Raw genomic sequence first — 17,311 nt, forward strand, 5'->3', positions numbered from 1 at the left:
AGGAGGGCCCTCTCACTAGGCTGGGCGGGTGCCGGACGAACCACCCGACGAGGTACCCCTGGACTTCGCCCGGGAGTGGGTGGAGTTCGCCGACCCCGCCGATCCCGGGCACGTCGTCCGCGCCGACCTGACCTGGCTGGCCTCGGCCTGGACGTGCATCTTCGGCCGTGGCTGCGCCGGCGTCGTCGAGGGGCGGCCCGACGACGGGTGCTGCAGCCACGGCGCCTTCTTCACCGACGAGGACGACCTGGCCCGGGTCACCGCGGCCGTCGCCGACCTCGACGACGAGGACTGGCAGCTGGCGCCCGTGGGGCGGGACGCCTGGACCGAGGAGGACGACGCCGAGGACCCGGAGACATCCGGTGCGGCCGACGACGCCGAGGAGGGCGCCCGGTCGCTGCGCACCCGGGTCGTCGACGGCGCCTGCGTGTTCCTCAACCGGCCCGGCTTCCCGGGCGGAGGCGGGTGCGCCCTGCACCGGATGGCGCTGCGGCACGACCTGCACCCGCTGACCACCAAGCCCGACGTCTGCTGGCAGCTGCCGGTGCGGCGGGAGCAGGAGCACGTCGACCGGCCCGACGGCACCCGGGTGCTGGTGAGCACGGTGGGCGAGTTCGACCGCCGCGGCTGGGGCCCCGGGGGGCAGGACCTGCACTGGTGGTGCACGGGGGCGCCCGCCGCCCACGTCTCGCCCGAGCCCCTGGTCGACACCTATGCGGCCGAGCTGACCGCGCTGGTGGGGGCGGCCGCCTACGCGGAGCTACGCCGGCTGACCGAGCTCCGCCTCGACCAGGGGATGATCGCCCCCCACCCCGCGAGCCCTTCCCCCACCCTCCGGCCCCGCGCGACGCCCGTCCAGCTGCACCTGCGCCGCCCCTCCTGACCGGAAGGTCTGCCGGTAGGCGCGCGGGGAGACCCCCCGCCGGCGCGCGAACTGCTCGCGCAGGCCGGCGGCGGTACCGAAGCCGACGAGCCGCGCGATCTCCTCGACCGGGGCGTCGCTCTCCTCCAGCAGCGTCTCGGCCGCCGAGAGCCGCTGGCCCAGCAGCCAGGCGTGCGGCGTCGTCCCCGTCGTCGCCTTGAAGCGCCGGGCGAAGGTCCGCGGGCTCATGAGCGCCCGGCGGGCGAGGACCTCCACGCTCAGGTCCTCGGCCAGGTGGGCGCTCGCCCACTCCAGGACGACGCCGAGCAGGTCGTCCTCGCACCGGGCGACGGGCGCGTCGACGAACTGCGCCTGGCCGCCGTCGCGGTGCGGCGGGACGACCATCTCGCGGGCCAGCGAGTTGGAGGCCGCCGCGCCCCACTCGCGGCGCACCAGGTGCAGCAGGGTGTCCACCCCGGCGGCCGTGCCCGCGCCGGTGAGGATCGTGCCGTTGTCCACGTAGAGCACTCCCGGGTCGACGTCGAGCCCCGGGAAGCGGCCGGCGAGCTCGCCGGCCCACCGCCAGTGCGTCGTCACCCGCAGGCCCTCGAGCAGGCCGGCGGCGGCCAGCACGAAGACGCCCGTGCAGGAGCTGATCAGCGTGGCGCCGCGGGCGTGCGCGGCGCGCAGCGCGTCGAGCAGCGCCGGCGGCGGGACGTGCTCGAACAGCTCCCAGGCGGTGATCAGCACGATGTCCGACCGATCGAGGCGGTCCAGACCGTGCTCGACGAGCACGCCCAGGCCGGTGTCCGTCCGCAGGATCCCGGGCGTCTCGGCGACCACCGCGAAGTCGAACCGCGGCAGGCCGAGGTGGGCGCGGTCGTAGCCGAACACCTCGTGGCAGACGCCCAGCCCGAAGCTGCCGATGAGCCCGTCGGCGACGACGGCGCTGACCACGAGCGGACGGTCGGGAAGCGTCATGCGGGCATGATGGCAGAAAACCTGCGACGGCGGTCACTCCTGCCACTCGTCCGGGTTCTGGCCTCCGAGCAGGCTGCCCGCATGTTGCTGATCACCTGCCCGGCCACCGGGCACCGCGTGCTGGCGACGCCGGACTCGCTCCGGTCGATCGCCAACCACCCCGACCACATCGCCGTCACCGTCACCTGCCCCACGTGCGGCGAGGAGCACGTGCACCGCACCGGACGCCGGCTGGCACAGGCCCGGCGCAGCGCCGCACTGGAGGTCGCCGTCCGACGAGCGGAGACGCCGGCACCCGCCTAGCATCGAACACATGAGCGAATCGCAGCAGCAGGACCCGACGCTGGAGAAGGACCCGTCCGACTGGGTGACCGGCGACGAGCCGGCCACCGGGGCGCAGAAGAGCTACCTGGAGACCCTGGCCCGCGGCACCGACGAGGACGTCCCCGACGACCTGACCAAGGCCGAGGCGTCGGAGAAGATCGACGAGCTGAAGGACTAGCGACCGGCCCCTCCCGGGGCCGCGGTCAGGCGTCGAACTTGTAGCCCAGACCGCGGACGGTCAGCAGGTACTTGGGGTTCGCCGGGTCGGGCTCCAGCTTGGCCCGCAGCCGCTTGACGTGGACGTCGAGCGTCTTGGTGTCGCCGACGTAGTCCGCGCCCCACACCCGGTCGATCAGCTGCGCGCGGGTCAGCACCCGGCCGGTGTTGCGCAGCAGGAACTCGAGCAGGTCGAACTCCTTGAGCGGCAGGGCGACCGGCTCGCCGTCCATGGCCACGACGTGCCGCTCGACGTCCATCCGGACCGGACCGGCCTCGAGCACGGCTTCCGCCGAGGCCGACTCGGTGGACTCACCCCGGCGCCGCAGCACCGCCCGGATGCGCGCCACCAGCTCGCGGGCGGAGTAGGGCTTCGTGACGTAGTCGTCGGCGCCCAGCTCCAGGCCGACGACCTTGTCGATCTCGCCGTCCTTCGCGGTCAGCATGATGATCGGCACGCCGCTGCGGGCACGGAGCGCGCGGCAGACCTCGGTGCCGGGGAGGCCCGGCAGCATCAGGTCCAGCAGGACGATGTCGGCTCCGCCGCGGTCGAACTCGGCGAGCGCCTCCGGGCCGGTGGAGGCGACGACGGCGTCGAAGCCCTCCCGCCGGAGCATGTAGGACAGCGCGTCGGAGAAGGACTCCTCGTCCTCCACGACCAGCACGCGGGTCATGCGGTCCCCTTTCCGGGGTCAGCGGCGACGGCGTCGCCGGTAGCAGGTGCATCCGATGCGAGGGCCTCGGGCAGTGCGGCGGCGAGCGGGATGCGAAGGGTGAAGGTCGAGCCCAGCCCCTCCTCGCTCCACACGGAGACCGATCCACCGTGGTTGCTCGCGACGTGCTTGACGATGGCCAGGCCCAGCCCCGTGCCGCCGGTGCTGCTGGCCCGCGACTGGTCCACCCGGTAGAACCGCTCGAACACCCGCTGCCGGTCCTGGCGGGGGATGCCGATGCCACTGTCGGTCACGGTGATCTCGGCGAAGCCCGACCGGGCCCGCGCGGCGACGGCGATGCGCGACTCCCCCGTGCTGTACGCGACCGCGTTGGCGAGCAGGTTCGTGACCGCGGTGGCGAGCTGGCTCTCCACCCCGCGGACCACCAGGCCGGCCTGACCGCCGACGGCGATGTCCAGCCGCTTGGCGCGCGCGGCGGTCCGGGTGCGGTCGACGGCCTCGGCCAGCACGCGGTCGACCGGCACCGGGACAAGCTCGGGCAGCGGCTCGCCGCCCTGCAGCCGGGACAGGTCGATGAGCTCCCGGACGAGGCGTCCGAGCCGGTCGGCCTCGTGCGCGATGCGGGCGGCGAAGCGCTGCACGGCCTCCGGGTCGTCGGCCGCGCCCTCGATCGCCTCCGCCAGCAGCGCCAGCGCGCCGACCGGCGTCTTCAGCTCGTGGCCGACGTTGGCGACGAAGTCGCGGCGCACCGCCTCGGTGCGGCGGGTCTCGGTGACGTCCTCCAGCACGAGCGCGACCGGGCCGGGGGGCGGGGCGGCGCCGCTGTCCAGCCGCACCCCGTGCACGCTCATCACCCGCGGGCCGGCACCGACCAGGTTCCCGGGCAGCCGGACGTCGGTACGCCGGCCGGCGCCGGAGCGCACCCCGTGGGCCAGGTCGAGCAGGTCGGGCACCAGCAGCCGGGTGCCGCGCACGATGCCCAGCGCGCGGGCGGCCGGGTTGGCCAGCAGCACGGCGTCGTCGGCGTCCACCACGAGCACCGCCGGGTCCATGAGGTCGAGCAGCCGCCGGGCCATCGCGGCCTCCGGCAGGGGAACGACCTGGGGGTCGGGGCGAGGCCCGTCGAAGCTGCGGCGCGAGCCGAGCACGACCGTGAGGGCCACGACCCCACCCAGGACGAGGCCCACCACGAGGGCGACCGACGGACTCACGGTGCCGATGCTAGGTCTGCCGGGAACCCGCTCCGGACCGAACACCTGATCGGGCGCCCCGGACGAGGGAGTGTTCACGCCTGCGTAGGTCCGCGTTCACCTGGGCGCGGCCGGGTACCCCCCGCGACCGGCCTAAGGTCGGGCAGGAGCGGTGCGGCGAGGTGCTGCGCCACCGGGGAGGACGACGTGCGCGACAGCTACCACGAGGAACTCGACGACATCCGCGGCTGCCTGGTCGAGATGGCCAACTCCGTGGGGTCGCAGATGAGCACCGCCACGACGGCACTGCTCGACGCGGACGTCGCCCTCGCCGACCTGGTCATCGCCGGTGACGAGCAGATCGACGCGACGCGGGAGAGCATCGACCAGCGCTGCTTCACACTGCTCGCGCGTCAGCAGCCGGTCGCGACGGACCTGCGCACGATCGTCGTCTCCACCCGCATCGCCAGCGACCTCGAGCGCATGGGTGACCTCGCCGAGCACATCGCCAAGGTGGCCCGGATGCGCTTCCCCGACCACGCCGTCCCGCAGGAGGTGCGCCCGGCGTTCCTCGAGGCCGGCCACGTCGCGGAGATGCTGGTCGCCAAGGCCGGCACCGTGATCGCCTCGCAGAACGTCGCGAAGGCGCGCGAGCTGGAGACCGACGACGACGCCATGGACCGCATCCACCGCGGGCTGTTCCGGGAGCTGCTCGCCGACAGCTGGCCCTACGGCGTCGAGACCGCCATCGACGTCACGCTGCTCGGCCGCTACTACGAGCGCTTCGCCGACCACGCGGTCAGCGTCGCCCGCCGGGTGGTCTACCTGGTGACCGGCGAGCGGCACGTCCCCGAGGCCAGCACCCCCATCTGATTGGTGACATGGCGGTCCTCCGGACCGCACCGCGGCGATGACACCGTCGTCCTCCGGACGACACCGCGGTCAGGAGGGGTCCCCGACCTGAGCTGAGCCCCTTCCCGCTGCCTCCTCGGGGGATGGTCCCCGCCCCCGCTCGTCGGCGCGCCTCGCGGGGCGGCTTCGAGCACCTCCTCGCCGACCCCTCCGGGGCCGGCTCGTCAGTGCTTAGTGCTTGCCCTGGTTCTTGACGGCCTCGATGGCAGCGGCCGCGGCGTCTGGGTCGAGGTACTGCCCACCGGGGGTCACCGGGCGCAGGTCGTCGTCCAGGTCGTAGCGCAGCGGCACCCCGGTCGGGATGTTGAGGCCGACGACCTCGTCCTCCCCCATCCCGTCCAGGTGCTTCACCAGCGCGCGCAGGCTGTTGCCGTGCGCGGCGACGAGCACCGTCTTGCCCTGGCGCAGGTCGGGCACGATCGCGTCGTACCAGTAGGGCAGCATGCGCACGACGACGTCGGCCAGGCACTCGGTGGCCGGGCGGGCCTCCGGCGGGAGGAAGGCGTAGCGGGCGTCGCCGTCCTGGGCGAACTCGCTGCCGGGCTCGATCGGCGGCGGCGGGGTGTCGTAGGAGCGGCGCCAGGTCATGAACTGCTCCTCGCCGTACTCGGCGAGGGTGGCGGCCTTGTCCTTGCCCTGCAGGGCGCCGTAGTGCCGCTCGTTGAGCCGCCAGGAGCGGTGGACCGGGATCCACTGCCGGTCGGCCTCGTGCAGGGCCAGCTCCGCGGTCATGATGGCCCGGCGCAGCAGCGAGGTGTGCGAGACGTCGGGGAGCAGACCGTGCTCCGCGAGCAACTGCCCACCGCGGGCGGCCTCCACGCGGCCCTTGTCCGTCAGGGGGACGTCGACCCAGCCGGTGAACAGGTTGGCCTTGTTCCACTCGCTCTCGCCGTGGCGGAGCAGCACGAGGGTTCCCGTAGAAGTCACGACCACATCCTGCCCGAACGACGTCCGGCCGCAGCGCGAGCCCGGTGCACGCACCACCTCAGCGGGTGGGCGCAGTCACCCGGTCGCGGCGCCCCGGCAGCCAGACGAGCACGACGACGACGGCGATCGCGCCGGCACCCGCCGTCCCGATGGCGGTGATGTGCATGGCGTCGACGAAGGCCTCCCGGGCGGGCTCCACCAGCCCGGCCGCCGCTGCCGCCGCCTCGGCATCCCCTGACTCGCCCACCTGGCCGACGGCCTGGAGCGTGCTCACGATCGACTCGCCGGCCTCCTCACGGACCTCCGCGGGCAGCACGTCGGTGGCGTCGCCCAGGTTGGCGGTGTACGTCGCACCCAGCAGCGAGCCCAGGATCGCCACCCCCAGCGCCCCACCCACCTGGCGTACGGAGTTGTTCACCGCCGCGCCCGCCCCGGCCTTCTCCCGCGGGACGACGGACATGATCGACTCCGTCGCGGGCGCCATGACCGAGCCCATGCCCACGCCCTGCACGGACAGGATCACCAGCAGCAGCCACAGCGGCGAGTCGGCGCCGAGCAGCTGGAAGCCCAGGAACGACGACGTGATCAGCGCGAACCCGACCGCGCAGACGACCTTGGCGCCGTACCGCTCGGCCAGCACCGAGCTGCGCGGACCCATGATCGCCATGCCGAGAGCCACCGGGATGAGCGTCGCGCCGGCCTGCAGCGGGCTGTAGCCCAGTACGCCCTGCAGGTAGAAGACGACGTAGAACGTCGCGCCCAGCAGGGCGAAGAAGTTCAGGCCGAGCGCGGCCGCGGCGGCCGAGAAGGCCGGGTTGCGGAACAGCGAGACGTCGAGCGCCGGGTGGGCCGAGCGGCGCTGCAGCTGCACGAACAACGCCAGGAGCAGCAGCCCGCCGACCAGCGGGACGAGCACGCCCGGCGTCGTCCAGCCGGCGCCCTCGCCACCACGGATGATCCCGTAGACGATGCCGCCGAGCGCCACGATGGACAGCAGGACACCGGGCACGTCGAGCCGGCCGGGGTGGGGGTCCTTGGACTCCGGGACGATGGCCAGCACGCCCACGATGCCGAGCAGCGCCACGGGGACGCCGACGAGGAACACCGCACCCCACCAGAAGTGCTCGAGCACCGCGCCGCCCGCGAGCGGGCCACCCGCGACCGCGATGCCCGCGGTGCCCGCCCACACGCCGATGGCCCGGCCGCGTTCGGGACCGGGGAAGACGTTGGTGATCACCGCGAGGGTGGTCGGCTGCACGGCCGCACCCCCGACGCCCATGACCGCCCGCCAGGCGATGAGCTCGATCGGGCTGTCGCTCAGGGCGGCCATGACGGAGGCGAGGGCGAAGATGGACAGGCCGATGACCAGCACCCGGCGGCGGCCGATCCGGTCACCGATCACGCCCCACGAGAAGAGCAGCCCGGCGAACACGAGGATGTAGGCGTCGACCGCCCACTGCAGCTCGGCCTGGGTGGCCCCGAGCTCGCGCTGCAGGGTGGGCAGGGCGACGTTGAGGATCGTGTTGCCCATGATCACCACGAGCAGGCACACCGTCATGGTGGCGAGCACCCACCAGCGGCGGGCGTAGCCGGGAGGTGCCTCCTCGGCCTCGGTGCGGTCCGTCGTCACTCCCCGCGGCCGGCGTCGGTGCTGCCGTCGGCGTCCCGGCGGGCGGGGTCGGCGAAGGCCGCGAAGGCCTCCAGGTTGCGCAGCGACTCCCCGCGCTTCACCCGCCAGTCCCACTCGCGGCGGATGGACGTGCCGAAGCCGATCTCCAGCATGGTGTTGAAGTGGTCGTCGGCGTAGCTGAGGACCGAGCCCAGGATGCGGTCGAGCTCTTCGGGGGTGACCGCCGCGTGCGGCAGCCGGCCGGTCAGGTAGACGTCGCCGACGTTGTCGATCGAGTACGAGACGCCGTACATCCGGGCGTTGTGCTGCAGCAGGAAGGTCCACAGCTGCTCGCGGTTCTCGTCGGGCTGGCGGCAGACGAACGCCTCGACCCGCAGCGCGTGCTCGCCGACGCTGAGCCCGCAGACGGTCTTGAGCTTCTTGGTGCCGGGCAGGTCGACGAGCCAGACCCCCGGCCCCGGGTGCTCGTGGACCAGTTCGGCGTCGCGCAGCGTCTGGTCGATGACCTCGTCGAGCTCCTCGGTGCTCCGGCCCCCGGGCGCCCTCATCGCGCCACCTGGATCCCGGGCAGCACGCGCAGCGGTCCGAGCAGGCGCTCGCGTGCGGGGCGGACGGGTGCGGCGGCCATGTCGCGCGCCGCCGCGGTGTAGGCCTCGATCAGCGCGTCGGCCGTGCGGTCCCAGGAGAACCGCCCGGCGTGCCGCCGCGCGCCGGCGGCGAGCAGTTCGCGGCGGGCCAGCACCGCACGCACCGCGGCCGCGTAGTCGTCCGGGTCGTGCCCGGCGACCAGCACACCGGAGACGCCGTCGCGCACCGCCGTCGGCAGGCCCCCGACGGCCGCGGCGACGACCGGCGTGCCACAGGCCTGGGACTCCAGGGCGACGAGGCCGAAGGACTCGTTGTGGCTCGGCACGACCGTGACGTCGGCGGCGCGGTAGTGGTCGGCCAGCTGCTCCGGCGGCTGCGGCGGGAAGAACGTGACGACGTCGGCGATGCCCAGTGCCCCGGCGAGCTTCTGGAGCTGCTCGGGTGCGTCCAGGCCGGAGCCGCTGGGGGCGCCGACGACGTGGACGCGCAGCCGGCTGCGCAGCGCGGGGTCGTCCTCGAGCAGGGCGGCCGCGGCGTGCAGGAGGACGTCGGGCGCCTTGAGCGGCTGGATGCGGCCGACGAACAGCAGCACGATCGCGTCCTGCGCCATCCCGACCGCGCGGCGGGCGGCGGCGCGGTCGCCCGGGGCGAACCGGTCGAGGTCGACGCCGGGCGGGACGACGAGGGTGCGGGCCGGGTCGGCGCCGTAGAGACGCACGAGCTGGCGCGCCTCCTCGTCGGTGTTGGCGATCAGCCGGTCGGCCTCGGCGACGACCTGCTCCTCGCCGATGACGCGGGCGCGCGGCTCGGGCCGGTCACCGGCGGCCAGCGCCTCGTTCTTGACCTTGGCCAGCGTGTGCGCGGTGTGGATCAGCGGCACGCTCCACCGGTCGCGGGCCAGCCAGCCGACCTGGCCGGACAGCCAGTAGTGCGAGTGGACGACGTCGTAGAAGCCCGGCTCGTGCTGGGCCTCCTCGCGCAGCACGGCCGCGGTGAAGGCGCACAACTGCGCGGGCAGCTCCTCCTTGCCCAGGCCCTCGAACGGCCCGGCGTTGACGTGCCGGACGGTGACGCCCGGGCTCATCTCGACCACGGGCGGCAGGTCGCTGGAGGTGGCGCGGGTGAAGATGTCGACCTCGATGCCGCGGGCGGCCAGCCGCCGCGAGGCCTCGACGATGTAGACGTTCATGCCGCCGGCGTCGCCGGCACCGGGCTGGTCGAGCGGGCTGGTGTGCACCGACAGCGTGGCCACCCGCCGGGGCGCGCCGGTGCGGAACGGGCGGGAAGCGGGCACGTGCTGTCCTCCCGCTCTGCTGTTCCTCTGGTCCGGATCGTTGCTCGATGCAACGTCGGCGACCCCGTCGGTCTTCCATCCTGCAACAGGGTCAGGATGAGCACATGTCAGGTGTCCCACCTCTCACCCGGTCCAGTAGCTCCGAGGGCCCCGGCGCAGGGCGCACCGCTGTCGTCACCGGGGCCTCCAGCGGCATCGGCGCGGCCACCGCGACGCGGCTGGCGGCCGAGGGCTTCGACGTCGTCGTCGGCGCCCGACGGGTCGAGCGGCTGGAGGAGCTGGCGGCGTCGATCGGGGCCAGGGCCCTGCCGCTGGACGTCACCGACCAGGCCTCGGTGGATGCCTTCGCGGCCGCGCTGGACCGGGTGGACGTGCTGGTCAACAACGCGGGCGGGGCGTTCGACGCGAACGCCGTCGCCGACGCCGACCTCGACTCGTGGGCCCGCACCTACGAGGTGAACGTGCTCGGCACGGTGCGGGTGACCAAGGCGCTGCTGCCGGCCCTGCGGGAGTCGGGCGCGGGCGACGTGCTCGTCGTCAGCTCGACCGCCGGACTCGTCACGTACGAGGGCGGGAGCTCCTACACGGCGGCCAAGCACGGCGTGCACGCCATGGTGGGGGCCCTGCGGCTGGAGCTGGTGGCCGAGCCCGTGCGGGTCATCGAGATCGCGCCGGGCATGGTGCACACCGAGGAGTTCTCGCTCAACCGGCTGCGGTCGCAGGAGAGGGCGGACGCGGTCTACCGCGGCGTGCGCGCGCCGCTGGTCGCCGACGACGTCGCCGACTGCATCGCCTGGGCGCTCACCCGGCCGCACCACGTGAACGTGGACCTCATGGTGGTCCGCCCGCGCGCCCAGGCCGCCCAGCACAAGGTCTTCCGCGAGGAGGACTGACTCCGAGCGCAACTTCCGGGAAGTTGGCCCCTCCGGGCGCCCGCTGACACCGACTTCCCCAACCCGTCCTGTCGCGCCGAGTGGGCCCCGGAGGGGTCCGCGCAGGCGTGACGCAGCGGCTCCGCTCAGCCGGGGGACGGCTCCTGGTCGCGGTGTCGTCCGGAGGACGACGGTGTTATCGCGGTGGGCTCGCGGTCGAGGTGGACGCCGAAGCGCTCCTGCACCGTGGCGACGATGCGGTCGGCGAAGGCGAGCAGCTCGGTCGCCGTGGCGCCGTGCTCGGTGGTGAGCGCCAGGCTGTGCCGGGACGACGTGCCCACGAGGCCGTCGCGCGTGCCGCGGCCGAAGCCGGCGTGCTGCACCAGCCAGGCGGCGCTGAGCTTGACCTGACCGTCGCCGGCCGGCCAGCTCGGGCAGCCCTCGACGGCCCGCTTCACCGGGACGATGGGATTGGTGAAGAACGAGCCGGCGCTGCGCGAGTCGGGGTCGGCCGGGTCCCAGACCATCCCCTTGCCGCGCCGGAGCTGCAGGACCGCCTCGCGGACGGCGGCGAGCGGGGCGGACTGCCCGATCTCCACGCCGAGCGTCCGGGCCAGCTCGGCGTAGCCGACCGGACGGGACAGCGGCCCCGGATGCAGGTCGAAGGCGACCTCCAGGACGACGAAGCGGCCGGGCTCGCGCTTGAGCCGGCTGTCGCGGTAGGCGAACCCGCACTCGGCGAGGGCCAGCGCCCGCTCGACCTTCTCGGCGCGGTCGTAGACCCGGACCCCGCTGATCGTCTGCGCCACCTCCTGGCCGTAGGCGCCCACGTTCTGCACGGGGGTGGCGCCCGTGGACCCCGGGATCCCCGACAGCGCCTCCATGCCGGCCAGCTCCTCGGCGACGGTGCGGGCGACCAGTCCGTCCCAGTCCTCCCCCGCCTGCACCGTGAGCCGGTCGCCGTCCCGGCGGATGCCGCGCGTGCGGACCGCGACGACGTCACCGGGCCAGCCCTCGTCCGGGGCGATCAGGTTGGAGCCGCCCCCGAGGAGCAGCAGCGGGCGGCCGGCCTCGTCGGCGTCACGGACGGCGGCGACCAGCTCCTCGGCCGTCTCCACCTCCAGCAGACGCTCGGCCGGCCCGCCGACGGCGAGGGTGGTGAGCTCCGCCAGCGGGACGTCGGATCGCAGCTGCACGGCTCGACGGTAGCCGGGACTAGGCTCCGGACCGGTGAGCGAGGCGGGCAGCGAGCACAAGAAGCGGGCCTCGCTGTCCCCTCATCCGCAGCGCCGGGCGCCTCGGCTGGCCGCCGGCCGGGCCCGTGCGCTGGGCCTGCCCACCCGCGGGACCACGAACGCCAACCGGCTGCGGCGGGTCGACCGGTGGATCCTGGCCACGCAGGTGCCGCGGCTGCGCGACTCCGCCCGGCCCCTGGTGGTGGACCTGGGCTACGGCGCCTCCGCCGTCACGACGCTGGAGCTGGTGGAGCGGCTCGGACCCGAGGTGCAGGGGCTGGAGGTCGTCGGCCTGGAGATCGATCCCGAGCGCGTCGCGGCGGTCGCGGACGACCGGGACCCGCCGCGAGTGGACTTCCGCGTGGGCGGGTTCGAGCTGGCCGGCCTGCAACCGGTGCTGGTCCGCGCGTTCAACGTGCTGCGCCAGTACGACGAGGAGTCCGCCGCGCGAGCCTGGGACACCATGCGCGCCGGGCTGGCACCCGGCGGGCTGGTCGTCGAGGGCACCTGCGACGAGTGGGGACGGCGCTCGGCGTGGGTCGCGCTGGACGCCGACGGGCCGCTGACCCTGACGCTGGCGGCGCGGGTGTCCGACATCGACACCCCCTCCGACCTGGCCGAGCGGCTGCCCAAGGCGCTCATCCACCACAACGTCCCCGGCCAGCCGGTGCACGAGTTCCTGCGTGCGTTCGACACGGCGTGGGCGAGCGCGGCCGGGCTGTCGACCTTCGGCCCGCGGCAGCGGTGGGTCGCCGCCGTCGAGTCGCTGACCGAGCAGGGCTGGCCGCTGGTGGGCACGTCGCGGCGGTGGCGGCACGGCGAGGTCACCGTCCGCTGGTCGGCGGTCGCGCCGGTCTGACCGCAGCGGGACGGTCCCCCGCGGGTCACGGGACGGAGCTGCGGATCCGGTCGAGGATCGCGTCGAGCATGGCGGTCTGCTGCTCCGCCGAGGCGCTGTGCGCGTGCAGTGCTGCCTGGATGCTCAGCCCGTCGTTCAGGACGTGCAGCTCGTGGACGACCGCCTCGACGTCGACCCCCGGTCCCAGCTCACCCTGCTCGCGCGCCTGGACCAGACGGACGCGCAGCTTGCGGCGGAACCCCTCGACCTCCTCGGCGTACACGTCGACCAGCCGGGGGTTGCCGACCGCCTGCCCCCAGAAGCTCACCTCGACGACGGCCAGGAACCGGCGCCGCTCGTCGAGCGGCAGGCACTCGAGCATGTACTGGCGGACCGACGTCAGACCGGTCAGCCCGGGGTCGAGCCGGGCGTGCACCTCGGCATGCGCGGCCAGCATGGCCGAGGCCATGAGCTCGGCCTTGTCGGCGAAGTAGTGCGCCAGCACCCCGCTGGAGCAGCCGGCCTCCCGGGCGATGCCGCGGGTGGTCGCGCTGGCGATGCCCTCCCGCGCGATCACCCGCCAGGTCGCCTCGATGATCGACCGGCGCCGTTCGTCGTGGTCGACGATCTTGGGCACGGTGCCTCCCGGTGGACGACGACGCTCAGGGGAGCGTCGGCCAGCGGTCCACGAGCCCGAGGCGCTGCTCGAGCACGTGCGCGACCTGGAGGACGTCGATGTCCTGGTTGCGCCGGCCGACGAGCTGCACGCCCACCGGGAGACCGGCCTCGGTCCAGCCGCACGGGATGGAGATCGCCGGCTGCCCGGTCAGGTTGAAGGGGTTGAGCAGGTAGGAACGACCCCGGGCGCCCAGCCGCTGCCCGTCGATCTCCTGCGGCCCGGGGCCCGGCTCCGCGGACCACGCCTCGAGCGGCATGGCGGGAGTGACCAGGAAGTCGATCTCCTCGAAGAGGGCCCGGGCCGCGTCGTACAGCCGGCCCCGCTGCATCTCGGCAGTCTTGAGATCGACGGCGGAGTGCGACCGGCCGTACTCGATCAGCCGCCTCAGGTCCTGCTCGACCCACTCCGGCTGCTGGTCGGCCAGCGGGCCGACCCCGACGGCGAGGCCGCTGGAGTAGATGACCCGGTGGAACCGGCTGGGGTCCTCCCATCCGGGCGCCTTCTCCTCGACCGCCGCGCCCAGCTCCTCCAGGACGGAGACCGCCGCGGCGACCACGCTCACCACCTCCGGGCTGACCGCCCCGTACCCGAGGTCCGGGCTCCAGCGGACCTTCCGGCCGGCGAGCGGCCGGTCGGACTCCGGCAGGGGCACGAACTCCCCCAGCTCCGAGGTGAGCGAGAGGGGGTCGCGGTCGTCGTTCCCGGCCATCACCGACGTCATGAGCGCGGCGTCCGCCACGGTGCGGGTCAGCGGGCCCATGTGGGTGCGGTGCGCCCAGTACTCGCGGATCGGGTGCACCGGGATCCGCCCGAACGAGGGCTTGAAGCCCACCACCCCGCACAGCGCCGCCGGGATGCGGATGGAGCCCGCCCCGTCCGACCCCTGCGCCAGCGGGCCCATCCCGGCGGCCACGGCGGCGGCGGCACCACCGGAGGACGCCCCGGTCGTCCGGGTGGTGTCCCACGGGTTCACGGTCGGCTCGGCGACCAGGTTGTCGGCCATGTCCTTCCAGCCGAAGGCCGGGGTGTTGGTCTTGCCGAGCAGCACCCCACCGCTGGAGCGGAGCCGGCCCGCGACGACGCTGTCGGTGTCGGGCACGACGTCCGCGAAGAACGGGGATCCCTGCGTGGTGCGGATGCCCGCGGTGTTCTCCAGGTCCTTGATCGAGTACGGGATCCCGTCCAGGGGGCTGATCCGCTCGCCGCGGGAAGCACGCTCGGTGGCCGCGGCCGCCTCCGCGCGCGCGAGGTCGGCGGTGACGGTGATGAACGCGTGGACCTGCGGCTCGACGGCGTCCATCCGCTCGAGCACGGAGTCGAGGACCTCGGTCGGCGAGACCTCCTTCGCCTCGATCATCCGGTCCAGGTCCGTCGCCGGCGTCGCCCACAGCTGGTCGTGGCTCACGTGCGCTCCTGTCGTCGTGCCGCGCTGACCGGCGGCGGGAGGGGGATGCGGATCACCGGTGCACGCTGGGACGGCGGTCGGCGAGGAAGGCGAGGGTGGAGTCCAGGTCCCGCAGGCCGGCGTCGGAGCCCAGGCCACCGGCGGTGAGCGTGCCCGAGGCGATGCCCAGCCACGCCGCCTCCTCCAGCGGCCGGCCGAGCGTGAGCCCGCGGATCACCCCGGCGCAGAAGGCGTCGCCGCAGCCGGTGGAGTCGACGACGTCCCCCGGTATGGCCGGGAGGGAGAACTCCCCCTCGGCGCTCACCCCGAAGCAGCCGTCGGCGTCCATCTTCACGATCACGGCGTGGGCGCCGAGGTCCAGCAGCGCCCGGGCGCCGTCCTGGGGCGAGGCCAGGCCGGTCAGCCGCGCGACCTCGTCCCGGTTGGGCATGAAGACGTCGACGTGCGGCAGCGAGGCGGCGAAGGTGGCGAGCGCGTCGGAGCGCTTGACGCCGAGGCAGTCGGCCGTCGTGATGGCGCCGTGCGCGCGGGCGGAGGACAGCAGCTCCCGGGACGGCTCCCCGTCGAGCCCCGGCAGTGCCGAGACGCCGCCGTAGTGCAGGACGTCGACGCCGGCGAGGGCGTCCCAGGGCAGGTCGTCCCGGCCCAGCTCGGCGTTCGCGCCGCGCACGTGCCAGGCGGGACGGACGCCGGCACTGCTGATCGGGAGCATCGTGGCCGACGTCGGCAACCCCGGCTTGACCACCAGGCCGGAGGTGTCGACGCCCTCCTGCCGGAGCAGGGTGCGTACGAAGGCGCCCACGTTGTCCGGTCCCACGGCGCCCACGGCCAGCACGTCGGCACCCAGGCGGGCGAGGTCGACCGCCGTCCCCCCGGCCGTGCCGGCCACCGTCATCCGGATCTCGTCGATGAGCACTGCGGACTGGGTCGTGGGCAGCACGTCGATCGCCCGCCCCAGGACGTCGAGGATGTAGATGCCCACGCAGGCGATCCGCGGCGGCGCTCCCGCCCTCCCCTGCCCGCCCGTCGCCGGCTCCGCGGCGGGCACCGTGCCGCTCACTTGATCGCCAGGGCGTTGGCCGGGGACCCGATCCCGCCGGGCACGTTGAGCGGCGCGCTGCAGAGCAGGAACTCGTACCGCCCGTCCGCGGCGCAGTCCGCGGCGAGGTCGTCGAGCGCCCACAGCTCGCCGATCGCCAGCCCGAACTGCCCGATGAGGACGTGGTGCAGGAAGCCGAAGGGGGCCGCCTCGGGACGGGGGTCCGGCGGCCACACCTCGAGCGCCGGCGCGTCACTGGCGAAGGCGGCCGCGCCGCTGTCCCACACGTAGCGGGCCATCGCCTCGGTGTGCTCGATGCCGGCCGCCGTCAGCCGCCCGCGGGACATCGCCTGCCGCACCGCGCCGTCCTGGCCCCGGTACCACTCGCCGAAGCCGGTACGGACCAGCACGACGTCACCGGGCCGGAACTCCACGCCGGCCGCGGTGCGGGCCAGCTCCAGGTCGTCCACCGTCAGTGCCGTGCTCGTGCCCGGGTCGAGCGTCCGGCCGGCCGCGGCCAGCGCGCGGGCGACGTCGAGGAGGACGCCCCGGCCGGCGATGCCGCGCTCCGCCCACGCGTCGATGCCGTTGCGCCCGTCCCGCGCGATGTCGTCGGCCGGGACGCCCTGGTAGAAGACGTCGGGCCGGTACGCCACGTGCGACAGCGCGTCCCACTGGCTGGAGGCCTGCGGGTAGTAGTTGTCGTACACGTCGTCGAAGCCGGTGCCCCCGGCGCTCGCGAGCCGGGTGTGGCGGACCTTGCCGCGCCCGAACAGCGGCGGGTCGAAGAGGTCGTGCGGGGCGTTCAGCGGGAAGACCGCGCCCCGGACGACCGAGCGCGCGGCGGCCGCCACCGCCTCGGCCGACTGCAGGTTCATCCGGCCGACGGCGTCCCCCGCACCGAAGACGCCCCAGCCGACCGGCGCACCGTGGGCATCCCGGGGCAGCTCGTCGTACCGCGGGACCCCGCCGCTCACCGGCCCGCCTCCGCAGCCGCGCCGTACCGGCGGCGGGCGGACTCCGACGCGACCCGGCCGAGCTCCTCGTCGGTGAGGATGCGGGGGGAGCCGAAGCCGCTGGCGGCGAGGTGCACGTCGGCCAGCCACTCGACCAGCTGCGCCCGCTCGTAGGCGTCCGCGAGGTCGGCGCCGTAGGTGATGGCCCCGTGGTTCTGGAGGAGCACCGCCGTCCGGTCGGCGAGGCCCGCCACGGCGGCCTGCGCCAGCTCGTCGGAGCCGAACCGCTCGTACGGCGCGACGCGGATGGTCGGGCCGCCCCCGGCCCGCAGGATGGAGTAGTGGACGGCGGGCAGCTCGCCGGCCACCGTCGACAGCGCGACCGCGCGGGGCGAGTGGGTGTGCACGACCGCCGCCGCGGCCGTGGTCCGGTAGACCGACAGGTGCATGGGCGTCTCCGACGAGAGCCGCCCCTCGCCCCCGACGGGGACCCCGTCCAGGGTCACGAAGCAGATCGACTCGGGGGTGATCTCGTCGTAGCGGACCTGCGACGGGGTGATGGCGACGATGTCGTCGAGGCGCACGCTGAGGTTCCCGGCCGGCCCCACCGCGAGCCCGTCGGGGTTCATCCGGCGCCCGTACCGGACCAGGCTCTCCGCGGCCGCGCGCCGCCGGTCGTCGAGGCTCAC

At 74.4% G+C, this 17,311-nt stretch carries 18 protein-coding genes and 1 pseudogene; 6 read left to right on the forward strand and 13 right to left on the reverse strand.

All coding sequences use genetic code 11. The features are described from left to right. Positions 1-28: 28 nt before the first annotated feature. Entirely contained in the window at positions 29-883 is an 855-nt protein-coding gene (locus tag ACI793_RS10135; RefSeq protein WP_456606245.1) for a hypothetical protein, read from the forward strand. Between the two features lie 21 nt (positions 884-904). Here the strand turns inward: ACI793_RS10135 and ACI793_RS10140 are convergent. Beyond that, positions 905-1,843: pseudogene (locus ACI793_RS10140) on the reverse strand (helix-turn-helix domain-containing protein); the annotation flags it as partial. Positions 1,844-1,924: 81 nt separating this feature from the next. On the opposite strand from ACI793_RS10140, the gene ACI793_RS10145 reads away from it, so the two are divergent. Continuing rightward, the gene (locus ACI793_RS10145; protein ID WP_456606246.1) at positions 1,925-2,146 is read left to right on the forward strand and encodes a hypothetical protein; all 222 of its coding nucleotides are present in this window, start codon (positions 1,925-1,927) and stop codon (positions 2,144-2,146) included. Positions 2,147-2,156: 10 nt separating this feature from the next. Beyond that, positions 2,157-2,345: a DUF3072 domain-containing protein gene (locus tag ACI793_RS10150; protein ID WP_456606247.1), complete on the forward strand. Its 189-nt coding sequence runs from the start codon at positions 2,157-2,159 to the stop codon at positions 2,343-2,345. Positions 2,346-2,370: 25 nt separating this feature from the next. Here the strand turns inward: ACI793_RS10150 and ACI793_RS10155 are convergent, their stop codons facing one another. Together ACI793_RS10155 and ACI793_RS10160 are read right to left on the reverse strand one after the other, a co-directional pair. Beyond that, positions 2,371-3,057, reverse strand: a complete 687-nt coding sequence (locus ACI793_RS10155) for a response regulator transcription factor (protein WP_311343675.1) — start codon at positions 3,055-3,057, stop codon at positions 2,371-2,373. Then, on the reverse strand, positions 3,054-4,268 hold the full coding sequence (locus ACI793_RS10160; protein ID WP_456606248.1) for a sensor histidine kinase: 1,215 nt from the start codon (positions 4,266-4,268) through the stop codon (positions 3,054-3,056). Before ACI793_RS10160 ends, ACI793_RS10155 begins: the two co-directional genes overlap by 4 nt. A 186-nt stretch (positions 4,269-4,454) precedes the next feature. Between ACI793_RS10160 and phoU the strand changes: the two genes are divergently transcribed. Then, positions 4,455-5,120, forward strand: coding sequence for a phosphate signaling complex protein PhoU (gene phoU, locus ACI793_RS10165; protein ID WP_456606249.1), 666 nt, complete (start codon positions 4,455-4,457; stop codon positions 5,118-5,120). A gap of 210 nt (positions 5,121-5,330) precedes the next feature. Here phoU and ACI793_RS10170 read toward each other — a convergent pair whose 3' ends face one another. Genes ACI793_RS10170 through mshA form a run of 4 tightly spaced genes read right to left on the reverse strand, consistent with a single transcriptional unit; the run spans position 5,331 to position 9,598 of the window. Further along, positions 5,331-6,086: a phosphoglyceromutase gene (locus ACI793_RS10170; RefSeq protein WP_456606250.1), complete on the reverse strand. Its 756-nt coding sequence runs from the start codon at positions 6,084-6,086 to the stop codon at positions 5,331-5,333. 58 nt (positions 6,087-6,144) lie between these two features. After that, complete coding sequence (locus ACI793_RS10175; RefSeq protein ID WP_456606251.1) at positions 6,145-7,716, reverse strand: MFS transporter; 1,572 nt, start codon at positions 7,714-7,716, stop codon at positions 6,145-6,147. Next, positions 7,713-8,264 (reverse strand): YbjN domain-containing protein, encoded by a 552-nt coding sequence (locus ACI793_RS10180; protein ID WP_456606252.1) that lies wholly within the window; start codon positions 8,262-8,264, stop codon positions 7,713-7,715. Before ACI793_RS10180 ends, ACI793_RS10175 begins: the two co-directional genes overlap by 4 nt. Next, positions 8,261-9,598, reverse strand: coding sequence for a D-inositol-3-phosphate glycosyltransferase (gene mshA / locus ACI793_RS10185; protein WP_456606253.1), 1,338 nt, complete (start codon positions 9,596-9,598; stop codon positions 8,261-8,263). The genes ACI793_RS10180 and mshA overlap by 4 nt, the downstream gene beginning before the upstream one ends. A 104-nt stretch (positions 9,599-9,702) precedes the next feature. Between mshA and ACI793_RS10190 the strand changes: the two genes are divergently transcribed. Continuing rightward, a complete protein-coding gene (locus ACI793_RS10190; RefSeq protein ID WP_456606254.1) occupies positions 9,703-10,491 on the forward strand; it encodes an SDR family oxidoreductase in 789 nt (262 codons plus the stop codon). 125 nt (positions 10,492-10,616) lie between these two features. On the opposite strand, the gene ACI793_RS10195 is transcribed toward ACI793_RS10190, so the two are convergent. Continuing rightward, a complete protein-coding gene (locus ACI793_RS10195; protein WP_456606255.1) occupies positions 10,617-11,666 on the reverse strand; it encodes a UDP-N-acetylmuramate dehydrogenase in 1,050 nt (349 codons plus the stop codon). Positions 11,667-11,700: 34 nt separating this feature from the next. Here ACI793_RS10195 and ACI793_RS10200 point away from each other — a divergent pair, with 34 nt between their 5' ends. Further along, a complete protein-coding gene (locus tag ACI793_RS10200) occupies positions 11,701-12,564 on the forward strand; it encodes a class I SAM-dependent methyltransferase (RefSeq protein ID WP_456606256.1) in 864 nt (287 codons plus the stop codon). A gap of 25 nt (positions 12,565-12,589) precedes the next feature. Here the strand turns inward: ACI793_RS10200 and ACI793_RS10205 are convergent, their stop codons facing one another. From ACI793_RS10205 to ACI793_RS10225, 5 genes are all read right to left on the reverse strand, one after another. Continuing rightward, the gene (locus ACI793_RS10205; RefSeq protein ID WP_456606257.1) at positions 12,590-13,180 is read right to left on the reverse strand and encodes a TetR/AcrR family transcriptional regulator; all 591 of its coding nucleotides are present in this window, start codon (positions 13,178-13,180) and stop codon (positions 12,590-12,592) included. A 25-nt stretch (positions 13,181-13,205) separates the two neighbouring features. Beyond that, the gene (locus ACI793_RS10210) at positions 13,206-14,627 is read right to left on the reverse strand and encodes an amidase (protein WP_456606258.1); all 1,422 of its coding nucleotides are present in this window, start codon (positions 14,625-14,627) and stop codon (positions 13,206-13,208) included. Between the two features lie 52 nt (positions 14,628-14,679). Then, the gene (locus ACI793_RS10215) at positions 14,680-15,609 is read right to left on the reverse strand and encodes a carbohydrate kinase family protein (protein WP_456606259.1); all 930 of its coding nucleotides are present in this window, start codon (positions 15,607-15,609) and stop codon (positions 14,680-14,682) included. A 74-nt stretch (positions 15,610-15,683) separates the two neighbouring features. Further along, positions 15,684-16,643, reverse strand: a complete 960-nt coding sequence (locus tag ACI793_RS10220) for a cyclase family protein (RefSeq protein ID WP_456606260.1) — start codon at positions 16,641-16,643, stop codon at positions 15,684-15,686. Then, positions 16,640-17,311 carry a class II aldolase/adducin family protein gene (locus ACI793_RS10225; protein ID WP_456606261.1) on the reverse strand — a complete coding sequence of 224 codons (672 nt, stop codon included), beginning with the start codon at positions 17,309-17,311 and terminating at the stop codon, positions 16,640-16,642. The genes ACI793_RS10220 and ACI793_RS10225 overlap by 4 nt, the downstream gene beginning before the upstream one ends.

The organism is Blastococcus sp. SYSU DS0617 (assembly GCF_054051075.1).